Origin of the sequence: Actinomadura luzonensis (genome assembly GCF_022664455.2) — a bacterium.
GTDB lineage: Bacteria > Actinomycetota > Actinomycetes > Streptosporangiales > Streptosporangiaceae > Nonomuraea > Nonomuraea luzonensis.
On the sequence record NZ_JAKRKC020000001.1, the window covers coordinates 376,298 to 389,499 of the forward strand.

Below are 13,202 nucleotides of genomic sequence, written 5' to 3' on the forward strand. Positions count from 1 at the left end.
TCGGCGAGGTCGAACTCCTCCGGGACCTGGACAGGCAGGACGGCTGGGTGCTGTCCAAGGATGGCGTACCTCAGTCGTATGTGGATCTCAAAGACCCCACATTCCTGGAATTCGAGTACGTACGTCTCATGGCGGACGTGATCGACCTCCTCCGTGACGGACCGCTCAACTGCGTGCACATCGGCGGCGGCGCCTGCAGCATCCCGCGCTACGTCACCGCCACCCGCCCCGGCTCCCGGCACATCGTGATCGAGCCCGACGGGCTCCTCGTCAATCTGGTACGCGAGCAACTCGACCTGCGTTCGGTGCCGCGGCTGAAGGTGATCGTGGAGGGCGGCCGCTCCGGCGCCGGCAAGGTCTGGGACGACACCGCCGACCTGGTGGTCCTGGACGCCTTCAGCGGCGCCACGATGCCGGTCGAGCTGGCCACCGCCGAGTACATGGGCGACCTGGTTCGCGTGCTGCGCCCGGACGGCACGCTGCTGGTCAACCTGGCCGACGGCAAGGGCCTGGCCTTCGCCCGGCGCCTGCTGGCGACCGTGACCGGGGCGTTCCGGCACGTGGCGCTGCTGGCCGAGCCGGGCATCCTGCGGGGGCGGCGCTTCGGCAACCTCATCGTCGCCGCCTCCCGCGCGGAGCTGCCGGTCGACCTGCTGACCCGCCGCGCGGCGGGCGGCCTCACCCAGGCCCGCTGCGTGCACGGCGAGGCGCTGACCCACTTCATCGCCGGCGCGGCCCCCATCAGGGACGGCGACCACGTGCTGGCCCCGGTGCCGCCGCCCGCGGTCTTCGGCTGAGCGTCAGCCGCCGAGCGGCTGGGCGGCCGAGCGGCCGGGCGTCAGCCGCCGAGCGGCTGGGCGGCGGCGGTCTGCCGCCAGATGAGGCCGTCGCGCAGCACCAGCGTGCCGTAGGTCGCGACGCGGTTGCCGCCGACCGTCATCCGGGCGTGGTAGAGGATCACGTCGCCCGTGGTGCGGACCGAGACCAGCTCGTCCACGTGCGGCCCGGCCTTGAGATAGGCGGCGAACAGCTCCTCGATCTCGGCCGGGCCCCTCGCCACCCGGTCGAAGCGGACCACTTCGGCCTCGGGGTGGTACTGGGCCAGCAGGGCCTGGAGGTCCTGGGCGGCGATGGCGGCGAGCTGGCGGTCGAACACGTTCTCAGGGGAGGTCATGCGGCACCTTCGGCGGCGGCGGGTCGGGGGCGGAGCAGGTCGTGGCCGACTTGGGCGGCGGCGTACGCCAGGATCAGCGGCAGCGCGGCCGCGGTGGGCAGCGCGGCGGTGGCGAGCGTGAGTGCGGCGGCGGCCAGGCGGAGCACGGCCGCGCGGCGGTCGCCGGAGCACAGGTGCTGGACGCCGAGCACGGCGAGCACCAGCGCGGCGGGCAGGCCGACCGCCCAGCTCGTGCCGCCCGGGTGGGCGAGGACGTGCTCGATGCCGATCCCGTACGCGACCAGGCCGAGCGACAGCGGCAGGTGGGAGTAGACCCAGACCTGCCCGGCGAGCCGGGTGCGCAGCACCACGGACTCGTCGATGTGCCCGAAGTACAGCCACCAGAAGCCCATCGCGATCGCCACCCCGGCCAGGGCGATCGCCAGCGTGCCGGGGGTGACGGCGTGGCCCTTGAGCCCAGTGACCACGGCCGCGACGACCTCGCCGAGCACGATCACCACGAACAGGCCGAACCGTTCGGGCAGGTGCTCGGTCTGCGGCGGCAGCTTGCCCTGGTGGCGACGGGTCAGCAGCGGGGTGGCGAGGTCGACGACCATGGCCACGGCCCAGAACGCGTACCGCTGCGGCGGCTCGACGGCGAGCGAGGCCAGCCAGCCGAGCGCGGCGACGGCGAACCCGGCGGCATAGCGCACGGTCAGCGGGCGGGCCTCGGGCACGTGCCGGCCGGCCCGCAGGTAGGCGACGACGAGCAGCAGCCGCGCCGCCACGTAGGCGACCGCGAACAGCCCCGAGCGCTCTTCGAGGTCGCCCACGCTGGCGGCCATGGCCGCCACGGCGAGGATCTGCGGCAGCGCGAGCAGGCGGTGGCTGACGTCGTCGGTGTCGAACCGGTTGGCGTAGAAGACGTAGCCCGCCCAGGCCCACCAGACCGGGACGAACAGGCCCACGTAGGCGAGCAGGCCGCCGCCGGCGAGCACGTCGGCCAGCTCGGCGACCGCCACCACGAACACCAGGTCGTACAGGAGCTCCAGCCAGGTGGCGCGGCGGTGCGCCTGCTCGAAGAGCCGTAATCGGGGTGGCTGCCACTGGCGGCTGTCACTGGTCATGCGGTGCCGTCCTCCTGCGCTGTGTAATTGTGTAATTGTCGCACGAGGAGGGCGGGCGGGTGATCAGCGGAGGCTGAGGCAGGCGACCCGGTCACCGGCCTGGCCGGCCTGCGGGCCGCTGGTCACCGTCGGGCCGGCGTGGATCACCAGGGAGCCGGGCAGGCGGCCGGCCGTGAGCCCCTGCTCGTGGCGGACGGTGGCGCGGCCCGAGCCCTCGCCGTCGGTGGTGACGTCGAGCCAGTACTCGCTGGCCGCGTCGACCTGGCCGGGGTGGTGCTGGAAGTGCGGCCCGGCCTCGTCGGGCTCGCGGCCGCACGCCTTGGCGTGCAGGTGGGCGCCGTAGCGGCGGCCGGGCAGCAGGCCCTCGACGACGAGCGAGGCGCGGCTCTGCCCCGCCGACGACTCGACGGTGACGCTGGCCTGCGCGCCCGCCGGCACCAGCTTGCGGTCGTAGGCGATGGCGCGGGTGTCGGAGCCGGTGAACTCGCCCGCCCCGGACAGGCTGACCACGTCGCCGGCCGGACCGGTCTCCTCGGAGGAGGTGGCGCGCGGGCTCGGGCCCTTGGCCTGCATGGGGGCGGGCGGCCCGGCGCAGCCGGCGGCGGCGAGCAGGACGAGCAGGGACGCGGGCACGCGCATGTGAACTCCCCAAGGGACGGGACCCGGCGGCTTCCGAGAGGCCACCCACTCTAACGAGTGACCACGACACTACGGGGAGTATTGGCGGGAGTGCCCCTCAGGCGCCGTGCTCGGCGGCGACGGCGTCGATGAGCGCGGCCAGCGTGAAGTCGAGGCCGGTGAGCCCGCCCTGGTCGTGCGTGGTGAGCGCGAAGTGCAGGGTGCGCCAGCGGATGTCGATGTCGGGATGGTGGTTCAGCTTCTCGGCCTGGACCGCGACCGCGTCCACGATGCGGATGGCCGTGGGGAAGTCGGGCGCGGTGACGCTGCGCCGGATCTCGTCGCCCTCGCGCCGCCAGGCGGGCAGCTCCTTGAGCCTGCTCTCGACGTCCATGCGGCCACCCTATTCCCGCGCGCCCGAGCCGTGACCGGGATGTGGCCCCCTTGCCTAGAACGACTTTCTAGAAGCAGAGTTGGTCCCATGATTGAGGAGTACGCGGACCGCGTCTGGCGCGGCGAGTCGGACGACAGCATCGTGGACGCGGGCCTGGCCGGCTCCGGCGTCCACCCGATCGCCGACGGCCTCGGCTGGTGGCAGGGGTTCGGCAACGTCATCTGCCTGGCCACCGAGGGCGAGCTGATCCTGTTCGACACCAGCAGCCCGCTGTCGGCCGCCAAGCTCCACGAGGACGTGCGGAGCTGGAGCCGCGCGCCGCTCACCACCGCGTTCTACTCCCACGGGCACATCGACCACGTCTTCGGCGTCGGGCCGTTCGAGGAGCAGGGGCCGCGCGCCACCGTCTACGCCCACGAGGCCGTCGGCGACCGGTTCCGCCGCTACGTGCTCACCAACGGCTACAACGCCGTCATCAACCGCCGCCAGTTCCAGGCCGACAACCTCCGCTGGCCGGCCGAGTACCGCCACCCCGACGTGACCTACCGCGACGCGCTGACCGTCCGGCGCGGCGGGCTCACCTTCGAGCTCACCCACGCCAAGGGCGAGACCGACGACGCCACCGTCGGCTACGTGCCCGAGCACCGGCTCCTGCTGCCCGGCGACCTGTTCATCTGGGTGACGCCCAACTGCGGCAACCCGCAGAAGGTGCAGCGCTACCCGCGCGAATGGGTGCACGCCCTGCGGCGGATGGCCGCCATGGACGCCGAGATCATGCTGCCCAGCCATGGCGCCCCGATCTTCGGCCGGGACCGGATCAGGCAGGCCCTGCTGGAGACCGCCGAATGGCTGGAGTCGCTGGTCACGCAGACCCTCGACCTGCTCAACGCCGGGGCGCGGCTGGACGAGATCGTGCACGCCGTCCGCCCGCCCGCGCACCTGGCCGACCGGCCCTACCTGCGGGCGCGCTACGACGAGCCCGAGTTCGTCGTCCGTAACCTGTGGCGGCTCTACGGCGGCTGGTACGACGGCAACCCCGCCACCCTCAAGCCCGCCCCCGACGCCGTGCTCGCCGCGGCGGTCGCCGAGCTGACGGGGGGCCCCGGCGCGCTCGCGGACGCCGCGCTCAAGGCGTTGTCCGGCGGGGACGAGCGCCTGGCCGGCCACCTGGCCGAGATGGCCGCCCTGGCCGCCCCCGACGACCCCGGCGTGCACCGGGTGCGCGCGGAGGTGTTCGGGACCCGCGCGGCGAACGAGCGCTCGCTCATGGCCAGGGGCATCTTCGCCTGGGCCGCCGCCGAGTCCGGGAAGCGCTCCTGAACCCGTTACCGTGGGGTGCCGTGGAACGCATCATCGGGGTCGGCGTCGTGCTCACCGCGCCGGACGGGCGCATCCTGCTGGGTGAGCGGGTCAAGGCGGGCGAGCCGCCGTCGTGGTGCCTGCCGGGCGGGGCCGTGGAGCCCGGCGAGAGCTTCGAGGCGGCGGCGGCGCGCGAGCTGCGCGAGGAGACCGGCGTGTCCGACGCCGGCCCGCCCCGGGTCACCGCCGTCGTGCTCGACCACCCCGGCGACGGGGCGGTGCGGGTGACCGCGGCGGTGACCATGGAGCTGCGCTCGGGCGAGCCCGCGGTCACCGAGCCGCACGTGTTCCGGTCCTGGCGCTGGTTCTCGCCGGGCGCGCTGCCGTCGCCGCTGTTCCCGGCGACGGCGCGCGTCCTCGCTCCCGGAGAGGGGCACTACCGGGTGAGGTGACGCTCAGCCGAAGTGGGCGCGGGTCTCGGCGAAGGCCGCGTCCGTGCCCTCCAGTGCCCGCGCCACGTCCTGCTCGGTGTGGGCGGCCGACAGGAACCAGTTGTGCCACGGGTGCAGGTACACCCCGTGGCGGAGGCACGCGTCGCTCCAGTGCATGGCCACCGACAGGTCGGCGTCGCCGTCGAAGCTCAGCCACGGGATCGTCACGGGACCGGTCTGGTTGATCACGAAGCCGTGCGCCTTGGCCTGCGCGTACAGGCCCTCGCGGAGCTGGGCGCCGGCCCGCTCCATGGCCGCGATGCCGTCCGTGTCGCGCAGGGTCTCGATGGTGGCCCTGGCCGCCGCCATCGGCACCGCCGAGAACCAGAACGAGCCGGTCGAGTACAACGTCTGCGCGGGCCCGCGCAACGCGTCGGTGCCGGTCACGGCGGCGATCGGGTAGCCGTTGGCCATCGCCTTGGACCAGGCCGTCAGGTCGGGACGCACCCCGTACGGCTCCCACGAGCCGCGCAGGTCGATCCGGAACCCGGCCCGCACGTCGTCGATCACCAGCGCCGCGCCGATCCGGTCGGCCAGCGCCCGGGCGCCGCGCGCGAAGGCCGGCTCCACCAGCTCCTGGTCCTCGAACGAGTCGTGCTTGAACGGCGTCACGATGATCGCCGCCACGTCCCCCTCGACGGTGGCCGCGGCGGCCTCCAGCGACTCCAGCGAGTTGTAGGTGAACTCGACCAGGTCGGCCCGCTCGTTCGGCGTGGTGCCCGCCGGGGAGGGCGTGCACCAGGGGTCGGCCCCGTGGTAGGCGCCGTGCGCCATCAGCACCTTGGTGCGGCCGGTGGCGGCGCGGGCCACCATGAGGGCCTGGGTGGTGGCGTCGGTGCCGTTCTTGGAGAACATCGCCCAGTCGGCGCTCGGGATCAGGTCCACCAGCAGCTCGGCCAGCTCCACCATGACCGCGCCCGGGCCGTTCAGGCAGTCGCCGAGCGCGGCCTGGCGGGCGGCGGCCGCCTCCACGCGCGGGTGCCGGTGGCCCAGCACGACCGGGCCCCAGCTGCACATGAAGTCGATGTACTCGCGCCCGTCGGCGTCCCACTGACGGCAGCCCTCGCCGCGTTCGAAGAACTGGGGGAAGCCGGGGGCGAACAGGGCCGCGTTGAGGTGGCCGTACATGCCGCCGGGGACGACTTTCGCGGCCCGCGCGCGCAGGTCGGCGTCTTTCATGACAACATCCTTAGCGTCGATTCGAGGTCGGTGAGGCCGGCGTCGGAGCCTAGGCCGGTGGCGACGCGGGCGGCGGCGGCGGTGCCCCAGCGGGCGGCCGTCAGCACGTCCTCGCCGTGCAGCAGGCCGGTCAGGAAGCCGGCGCAGTAGGCGTCGCCGCAGCCGGTGGTGTCGGCGACCTCCGTCTTCATGGCCGGCACCCGTTCCGCGCCGCCGGCGGTGACGACGAGGCTGCCCTCCTCGCCCAGCGTGACGAGCACGCCGCGCGGGCCGTCGGCCAGCAGCTCGCGGGCCGCCTCCGCGGCGTCGGCGGCGCCGGTCATGTGGCGGGCCTGCGACTCGTTGGGCAGCACGTAGTCCACGTGCGGCAGGAACGCCCTGGCCATCTTCAGCAGGTCGGGCAGCTCCGACAGCAGGTCCATCGTGACGATCGCGCCGGCGGCGCGCACCTCGTCCAGGAGCGCGAAGAAGGCCGGGTCGCCGAGGCCGAACGTGACGTCCATGCCGCCGAGGTGGATGCCCCGGGCGCGGCGGAGCACGCCGGGGTCGAGGTCGGCGGGGGCGACGGAGAGGTTGGCGCCGGGCACGTGGAAGCTGGGGCGCCCGCCGTCGGGCCTGATGGGCAGGATCGAGGCGGCGGTCGCCTCCCCCGCCCTGCGCCGCAGGCACGAGGTGTCCACGCCGTGCTTGGCCAGCACCATGAGCAGGAAGTCGGCGAGCTCGTCGTCGCCGATCGCGCCCATGGTGACGACGTCGTTGCCCAGCTTGACCAGGTCCACCGCGGTGCCCGCGGCGGCGCCGGCCGCGGTGAGCCGGATCTGGTCGACCAGCACGGTGTCCTGGCCCTCGGGGATGTGCTCGACGGGCCTGGCGAGAATGTCGACGATGTGGACGCCGACGGTGACGACGGTCATAGTCTAAATAGACAGACGTCCGAATAAAACGTCAAGGGAGGGCTCGATGCCGAAGATCGTCGATCACGACGAGCGCAGGCGCGAGGTGCTGTCGGCGGCCCGCCGGGTGATCGTCAGGGACGGCATCGACGCCGCGACCACCCGGGCCATCGCCAAGGAGGCCGGCTACTCCAACGGCGTGCTCGCCCACTACTTCGCCGACAAGGACGAGATCCTGCTCTCGGCGCTGCGCCAGTCGCACCAGCGCATCAGGGAGCGGCTGACCGGCAAGGTGGCGGGCGTGACCGGCCTCGCCGCGCTGCGCGAGCTGCTGCTGGACAACCTGCCGCTGGACGCCGAGCGCACCCAGGAGTCGCGGCTGGAGGTCAGCTTCTGGAGCCGCAGCCTCGCCTCCGAGCGGCTGGCCGAGGTGCAGCGGACCGAGGCGGGCGAGCTGCGCGCGGCCGTCCGCGAGCTGCTGCGCCAGGCCAGGGACGCGGGCGAGCTGCGCGCCGGCGACCATCCGGACGACAGCCTGGACGACCTGGCGGAGCACCTGCTCGCCCTCATGGACGGCCTCAGCCTGCACCTGCTGCTCTACCCGGGCCGGCTGACCCGGGTGGACGTCGAGCGGCTGATGCTGCGCGCCGTCGACCGCCTCTGAGGGCCGGCGATTGCCGGTCGTCGGACGACCGACTACATTGCGCGGGTATGGACGACCTCCGCGAGCAGCTCTGCGCGTACGGCCGCCGCGCCGTCGAGCTCGGCCTGGTCATCGGCACCTCGGGCAACCTCAGCGCGCGCCGCGGCGACCTGGTGGCCGTCACCCCGTCGGGGGTGGCGCTCGACCGGCTCACGCCCGGGTCCTGCCCGGTGGTCGACGTCGAGGGCCACCTGGTGGAGGGCGACCTGCAGCCCTCCAGCGAGACGCCCATGCACCTGGCGATCTACCGGAGCACCGGCGCGCAGGCCGTGGTGCACACCCACTCGGTGTTCGGCACGGTGGTGGCGACGACGATGAGCGAGCTGCCGCCGGTGCACTACAACGCGCTGCTGCTGGGCGGCGTGGTCAAGGTCGCCGAGTACGCCACGTACGGCACGCCCGAGCTGGCCGCCAACGTGCGCGAGGCGCTGGCGGGCAAGCAGGCCGCCCTGCTCGCCAACCACGGCGGGGTGACCATCGGGCCGGGCCTGGAGCAGGCGTTCGAGGCGACGCGGCTGCTGGAGTGGCTGTGCGAGGTCTACGTCCGGGGGCTGGGCGTCGGCAAGCCGGTCGTCCTGACGGACGAGCAGCTCGCCGCCGTGGTCGAGCGGTCGCTCAACCCGCCGTCGTTCCCCCGCCGCCCCTGACGGCCCGCCTTCCCGCGACTGGCGAGCCGATCTACGGGTAGAGGCCGCTCTTCCCAAGCCAGTCGCGAGAAAGGAACGATCATGGCCGGACAGGCCAACTCCCGAGACGTCGTCCAGCGGCCCGACGGCACCTGGGCGGTGACCAAGCCCGGCTCCGAGCGGGCGCTCCACACGGCCGGCACGCAGGCCGAGGCGGTGGAGCGGGCCCGCGAGCTGCTGCACCGGGACGGCGGCGGCGAGCTGCGCATCCACGGCACCGACGGCAAGGTGCGCGACCAGCGCACCATCGCCCCCGGCAACGACCCCACTCCCCCGAAGGGCTGACGCCCAGCCCCGCTGCCCCTGGCGCTCCCGGCGCCCCTACCCCAGGGCCGCCTTCTCGGCCAGGCCGAGCGGCAGGCCGCCGGACCCCGCGATGCGGTCGTGGAAGTCCTTCAGCGGCCCCTGGAACGACTGCCGGACGCGGTCGATCTCGATGGCCCCCGTCAGGTAGGACGGCGCCTGGGTGGGCCAGGCGCAGTAGCGGCTGACCTCGCCCTGCGCGGTGCCGGGCGACAGCGACGCCTTGGTGGCCATGAACGTCTCGGCCTCCTCGACCGACATGTCCTCGCAGTGCAGCGCGGTGTCGACGACGATCCGCGCGGCGCGGAAGATGCGGCAGTCGAGGTGGGCGAGCTCGGTCGCCGGGGTGTCGAAGTAGCCCTGCTCGTGCAGGAGCTTCTCGACGTACAGGGCCCAGCCCTCGGTGAAGTACGGGGTCCGGAAGACCTTGCGGACCGTGCGGGGGTTGCCCGCCATGTACGACAGGTGCCAGTGGTGGCCGGGGTAGGCCTCGTGGACGGCGATCGAGGGCATCTGGGCCCGCGAGTTCGTCCGCAGCCGCTGGCGCACCTGCTCCTCGGTGAAGTCGTCCGGCGTGTACGGCACGAAGAACACGCCGGTGCGCGAGCCGGCCAGCGGCGGCGGCGCGAGGTAGTGGGCGACGGCCAGGATCGGCCGGGTGTACTCGGCGGAGGGCAGCACCTGGCACTCCTCGCCGTCGGCGAAGGTGACCAGGTCGCGCTCCTTGACGAAGTCGCGGGCCCGCAGGGTCTCGGCCTCGTACTCGGCGCGCATGTCGGCGAGGGTCGGCGGGTGGTCGTCCATCAGGGACTCCATGGCCGCCCGCCAGTCCTGGCTCCCGTTGACGCCGACCGCGACCTCGCGCATCCTGGCGTCCAGCTCGGCCCAGGCGGCCTTGCCCTTCTCGTGCAGCTCGGCGGCGCCGTAGCCGAGCAGCTCGCGCTCGCGCAGCAGCGTGGAGTAGAGCTTCTCCCCCATGCGCCAGGTGCCGCCGCACTCGTAGCCCTCCAGGAAGGCCACGAGCTCGTCGAAGGCGCGGGCGGCGGGCTCGGCGGCCTCGGCCAGCTTGGCGCGGAGCCCGTCGTCCCCGACCATGCCGGGGATCGTCCTGGTGAGGAAGTTGCGGCCGGTGCGGGCCTGGCCGAGGCCGCGCTGGACGAGCAGCGGGGCGGCGAGGCCGGGGTCGAGGTTGGCGCGGCAGGCGGCGAGCACGCCGGGCACCTCGGCCAGCCGGGCGATGGCGGCGGCCACCAGTTCGGGCTCCGGCTGCAGCCGGCGCTGGAACGGGGTGTACATCGCGGCGAAGACCGGCGAGAGGTAGGCGGCCGGGTCGCGCCGCCACTCGGGCCAGGACGCGAGCGCGACCGAGCCCCTGAGCTGGGACAGGACGAGGTCCCTGTCGATCTCGTCGTCGAGGGAGGCGGCGGGCAGGGCGGCGAGCCGGTCGAGCCAGCGGGCCTCCTCGCGTTCGCGGGCGGTCCAGCCGTCGGCGGTGAAGTCGCCTAGGGTGTGATCGTAGCCGTCCGCTCCCAGCAGGCTGGCGAGCACGGGACGGTCGGAAAAGTACCACTTGAGAAACTCGTCCACCGCTGCACCTTATCCTGAGCGAATGCCCCTGCAGATCACCGGCGCGCTCGGCGACCCCGACCTCCTTCGCCTCCCCTGGGACGTCCCCCTGCAAGACTGGCCGCAGCACCACCTGGTCGATCTGCCGCGCGGCATCTCGCGGCACGTGGTGCGCTTCGCCCGGCTCCAGGGCAAGGTGTACGCGATCAAGGAGATCAGCGAGCGGTACGCCAGGCGGGAGTACCAGCTCCTGTGGGACCTGGCCCGGCTCGACGCCCCCTCGGTCGAGCCGGTCGCGTACGTCACCGGCCGCGAGGACGGCCTGGACGCCGCCCTGATCACCCGGCACCTGCAGTTCTCGCTGCCCTACCGCGCGGTCATGTCCGGCACCCTCCGCCCCGACACCCTCACCCGCCTGCTGGACGCCCTGGCCGTGCTGCTGGTGCGGCTGCACCTCACCGGCTTCTACTGGGGCGACTGCTCGCTGTCCAACACGCTCTTCCGGCGGGACGCGGGCGCGTTCGCGGCGTACCTGGTGGACGCCGAGACCGGCGAGATGCACCCGATGATCAGCGAGGGCCAGCGGCTCACCGACATCGACGTGGCCCACACCAACATCTTCGGCGAGATGCTGGACCTGGAGGCCGGCGGGCTGCTGCACCCGTCGATCGACCCCATGGACACCGCCGAGGACATCGTCGCCCGCTACCACCGCCTCTGGGCCGAGCTGAACGACAGCGAGATCATCGAGGAGGTGGACTGGCACCGCGTGGAGCAGCGCATCAGGCGGCTCAACCTGCTCGGCTTCGACGTCGCCGAGATGATGGTGCGGCGCAAGGTCGGCACCGGCCGGCTCATCGTGCGGCCGAAGGTCGTCGACGCCGGCCACCACCAGCGGCGGCTGCTCCGGCTGACCGGCCTCGACGTCGAGGAGAACCAGGCCCGGCGGCTGCTCAACGACCTCGACGGCTTCCGGGTGGCCAAGGGCCTGCGGCACGAGGACGAGGCGATCGTGGCGCACCGGTGGCTGGCCGAGGTGTTCAGCCCGACGGTGGACGCGATCCCGGCCGAGCTGCGCGGGAAGCTGGAGCCCGCGCAGCTCTTCCACGAGCTGCTCGACCACCGCTGGTACCTGTCCGAGCAGGCGGGCGCCGACGTCGGGATGGCCACGGCGGTGAAGTCGTACGTGGACAACGTGCTCGTGCACAAGCCCGACGAGAAGGCGCTGCTCCCGGACGAACCGGGCCGGTGACCCCTTCGGCCGGTCAGTACGCCACGGTGATGCGCCCGCGCGGGTGGGTGCCGCGCTCCAGCTCGTCGCCGACGGCCGCCGCGTAGTCCTCGGCGGAGATGAAGCTGCGGCCCTCGGAGTCGCTGAGCAGGTCCTCGTGGCCGATGCGGTAGATGCCGGTGCGGCTGCCGGGAGCGATCTCGGCGGCCGGCGAGATGTAGGTCCAGTCGAGGTCGTCGACCTGGCGGAGCAGGCGGAGGACCTCGCGGGCGGCCAGCGCCTCCCTCTTGTAGATCTCCGGGAAGTCGGGCGTGTCGACCAGGTCGAGGCCCGGGGCCACCTTGAGGCTGCCCGCGCCGCCGACGACGATCAGCCGGCGCACCCCGGCCTCGCGGGCGCCGTCGACCAGCGCGCGGTTGGCCTCCAGGAACGGGCCTTCTGGGTCGGTGCCGTCGCGCGGCGGCGCGATGGCCGAGACGATCGCGTCGTGCCCCTTGGCCAGGGTGGCGGTGTCGCGGACGTCGCCCTTGACCGGGCCGCCCGTGCGGCTGACGCCGGTCACCTCGTGCCCGCGGTCGGTGAGCTCTGCGACGATGCGCTGGCCGATCATGCCGGTCGCGCCAAAGACGAGGATCTTCATGCGGCCAAGAGTATCCATCGGATACTGGTTACTTCATCGTGCTATAAGTACCTTATGGATACCGGCGATGTCTTCGACCCCAACTGTCCCACTCGCGTGGTCTTGGACCGTATCGGGGACAAATGGTCGATGCTCGTGCTGCTCAGCCTCAAAGGCGGGCCGATGCGCTTCACGCAGCTCCGTTCCCGCATCGGGGGCGTCACGCCGAAGGTGCTCACGCAGACCCTGCGCGCCATGGAGCAGGACGGGCTGCTGACGCGGGAGGTCTTCGCGGAGGTGCCGCCGCGGGTGGAGTACACGCTGACCGGCCTCGGGCGGTCGCTGCACGGGCCGCTGTCGGTGGTGGCCACGTGGGCCGAGCAGAATGTTGCGGAAATCCTCCGGTGCCGCGAGAAATTTTCGTGAATCTAACAATTGCCCGCGCTTGGGATTGCTTTTCTCCGCCATAGCCGTACAAAACCTTAACTCCAGCGACTGATCACGCTTCGAGGCGGTTCCATCCCTCTACGCTGTCTCCGTCCCACCAACGGCGAGGGAGGTCACGTGCTCGGAATCGACACCTGCCTGGCTGAGGTCATGGCCATACCGGGGGCGCTGGACGCCATGCTGGTGGACAACACCAGCGGGATGGCGGTCGCCTTCAGCCAGGCCTCCGGCGTCGACGCCGACCGCTCGGCCGCCGCGCTCACCGAGGCGCTGCGCGCCACGACCGACGGGCTGGCCCGGACCTGTCCGGGCGACGTCGTACGCATCGACGACATGATGGTCACCACGGACAAGGGCCACCATCTGCTCCGGCTGATGGAGACCGTGTTCGAGGGGCCGCTCGTCATCTACGTGCGCCTGGACCTGGAGCGCTCCAACCTCGCTCTGGCCCGGCACCGTCTCCAGTCCATCGCCGGCCGCTTGACGACGTGAC

At 72.8% G+C, this 13,202-nt stretch carries 17 protein-coding genes; 9 read left to right on the top strand and 8 right to left on the bottom strand.

Annotated features, from left to right (window positions below; translation table 11 throughout):
* Positions 1 to 47 precede the first annotated feature (47 nt).
* Positions 48 to 797 (top strand): spermidine synthase, encoded by a 750-nt coding sequence (locus MF672_RS01790; RefSeq protein WP_242379827.1) that lies wholly within the window; start codon positions 48 to 50, stop codon positions 795 to 797.
* A gap of 41 nt (positions 798 to 838) precedes the next feature.
* On the opposite strand, the gene MF672_RS01795 is transcribed toward MF672_RS01790, so the two are convergent.
* The 4 genes from MF672_RS01795 to MF672_RS01810 form a co-directional block, all read right to left on the bottom strand.
* Positions 839 to 1,174, bottom strand: coding sequence for a nuclear transport factor 2 family protein (locus MF672_RS01795; protein ID WP_242379749.1), 336 nt, complete (start codon positions 1,172 to 1,174; stop codon positions 839 to 841).
* Positions 1,171 to 2,280, bottom strand: coding sequence for a low temperature requirement protein A (locus MF672_RS01800; RefSeq protein ID WP_242379751.1), 1,110 nt, complete (start codon positions 2,278 to 2,280; stop codon positions 1,171 to 1,173). Before MF672_RS01800 ends, MF672_RS01795 begins: the two co-directional genes overlap by 4 nt.
* 63 nt (positions 2,281 to 2,343) lie before the next feature.
* A complete protein-coding gene (locus MF672_RS01805) occupies positions 2,344 to 2,919 on the bottom strand; it encodes a superoxide dismutase family protein (protein WP_242379753.1) in 576 nt (191 codons plus the stop codon).
* A gap of 97 nt (positions 2,920 to 3,016) precedes the next feature.
* A complete protein-coding gene (locus tag MF672_RS01810) occupies positions 3,017 to 3,292 on the bottom strand; it encodes a 4a-hydroxytetrahydrobiopterin dehydratase (protein WP_242379755.1) in 276 nt (91 codons plus the stop codon).
* Between the two features lie 87 nt (positions 3,293 to 3,379).
* On the opposite strand from MF672_RS01810, the gene MF672_RS01815 reads away from it, so the two are divergent.
* Positions 3,380 to 4,612 carry an alkyl sulfatase dimerization domain-containing protein gene (locus MF672_RS01815; RefSeq protein WP_242379757.1) on the top strand — a complete coding sequence of 411 codons (1,233 nt, stop codon included), beginning with the start codon at positions 3,380 to 3,382 and terminating at the stop codon, positions 4,610 to 4,612.
* 20 nt (positions 4,613 to 4,632) lie between these two features.
* Positions 4,633 to 5,043, top strand: a complete 411-nt coding sequence (locus MF672_RS01820; protein WP_302893141.1) for a nucleotide triphosphate diphosphatase NUDT15 — start codon at positions 4,633 to 4,635, stop codon at positions 5,041 to 5,043.
* A gap of 3 nt (positions 5,044 to 5,046) precedes the next feature.
* Here MF672_RS01820 and MF672_RS01825 read toward each other — a convergent pair whose 3' ends face one another.
* Both MF672_RS01825 and MF672_RS01830 read right to left on the bottom strand, forming a co-directional pair.
* On the bottom strand, positions 5,047 to 6,261 hold the full coding sequence (locus MF672_RS01825) for an aminotransferase class III-fold pyridoxal phosphate-dependent enzyme (protein WP_242379760.1): 1,215 nt from the start codon (positions 6,259 to 6,261) through the stop codon (positions 5,047 to 5,049).
* On the bottom strand, positions 6,258 to 7,175 hold the full coding sequence (locus MF672_RS01830) for a carbohydrate kinase family protein (protein ID WP_242379762.1): 918 nt from the start codon (positions 7,173 to 7,175) through the stop codon (positions 6,258 to 6,260). Before MF672_RS01830 ends, MF672_RS01825 begins: the two co-directional genes overlap by 4 nt.
* 46 nt (positions 7,176 to 7,221) lie before the next feature.
* Between MF672_RS01830 and MF672_RS01835 the strand changes: the two genes are divergently transcribed.
* From MF672_RS01835 to MF672_RS01845, 3 genes are all read left to right on the top strand, one after another.
* Complete coding sequence (locus MF672_RS01835; protein WP_242379764.1) at positions 7,222 to 7,818, top strand: TetR/AcrR family transcriptional regulator; 597 nt, start codon at positions 7,222 to 7,224, stop codon at positions 7,816 to 7,818.
* Positions 7,819 to 7,865: 47 nt separating this feature from the next.
* Positions 7,866 to 8,504, top strand: coding sequence for a class II aldolase/adducin family protein (locus tag MF672_RS01840; RefSeq protein ID WP_242379766.1), 639 nt, complete (start codon positions 7,866 to 7,868; stop codon positions 8,502 to 8,504).
* Between the two features lie 81 nt (positions 8,505 to 8,585).
* Complete coding sequence (locus tag MF672_RS01845; RefSeq protein WP_242379768.1) at positions 8,586 to 8,828, top strand: DUF2188 domain-containing protein; 243 nt, start codon at positions 8,586 to 8,588, stop codon at positions 8,826 to 8,828.
* Between the two features lie 36 nt (positions 8,829 to 8,864).
* Here the strand turns inward: MF672_RS01845 and MF672_RS01850 are convergent, their stop codons facing one another.
* A complete protein-coding gene (locus tag MF672_RS01850) occupies positions 8,865 to 10,433 on the bottom strand; it encodes a DUF885 domain-containing protein (protein WP_242379770.1) in 1,569 nt (522 codons plus the stop codon).
* 22 nt (positions 10,434 to 10,455) lie between these two features.
* Between MF672_RS01850 and MF672_RS01855 the strand changes: the two genes are divergently transcribed.
* Positions 10,456 to 11,664: a DUF4032 domain-containing protein gene (locus MF672_RS01855; RefSeq protein WP_242379773.1), complete on the top strand. Its 1,209-nt coding sequence runs from the start codon at positions 10,456 to 10,458 to the stop codon at positions 11,662 to 11,664.
* Between the two features lie 13 nt (positions 11,665 to 11,677).
* On the opposite strand, the gene MF672_RS01860 is transcribed toward MF672_RS01855, so the two are convergent.
* Positions 11,678 to 12,283, bottom strand: a complete 606-nt coding sequence (locus tag MF672_RS01860) for an NAD(P)-dependent oxidoreductase (RefSeq protein WP_242379775.1) — start codon at positions 12,281 to 12,283, stop codon at positions 11,678 to 11,680.
* Positions 12,284 to 12,385: 102 nt separating this feature from the next.
* On the opposite strand from MF672_RS01860, the gene MF672_RS01865 reads away from it, so the two are divergent.
* Both MF672_RS01865 and MF672_RS01870 read left to right on the top strand, forming a co-directional pair.
* Entirely contained in the window at positions 12,386 to 12,688 is a 303-nt protein-coding gene (locus MF672_RS01865) for a winged helix-turn-helix transcriptional regulator (protein WP_247815136.1), read from the top strand.
* A gap of 138 nt (positions 12,689 to 12,826) precedes the next feature.
* Complete coding sequence (locus tag MF672_RS01870) at positions 12,827 to 13,201, top strand: roadblock/LC7 domain-containing protein (protein ID WP_242379780.1); 375 nt, start codon at positions 12,827 to 12,829, stop codon at positions 13,199 to 13,201.
* The last annotated feature ends 1 nt before the right edge of the window (position 13,202 follow it).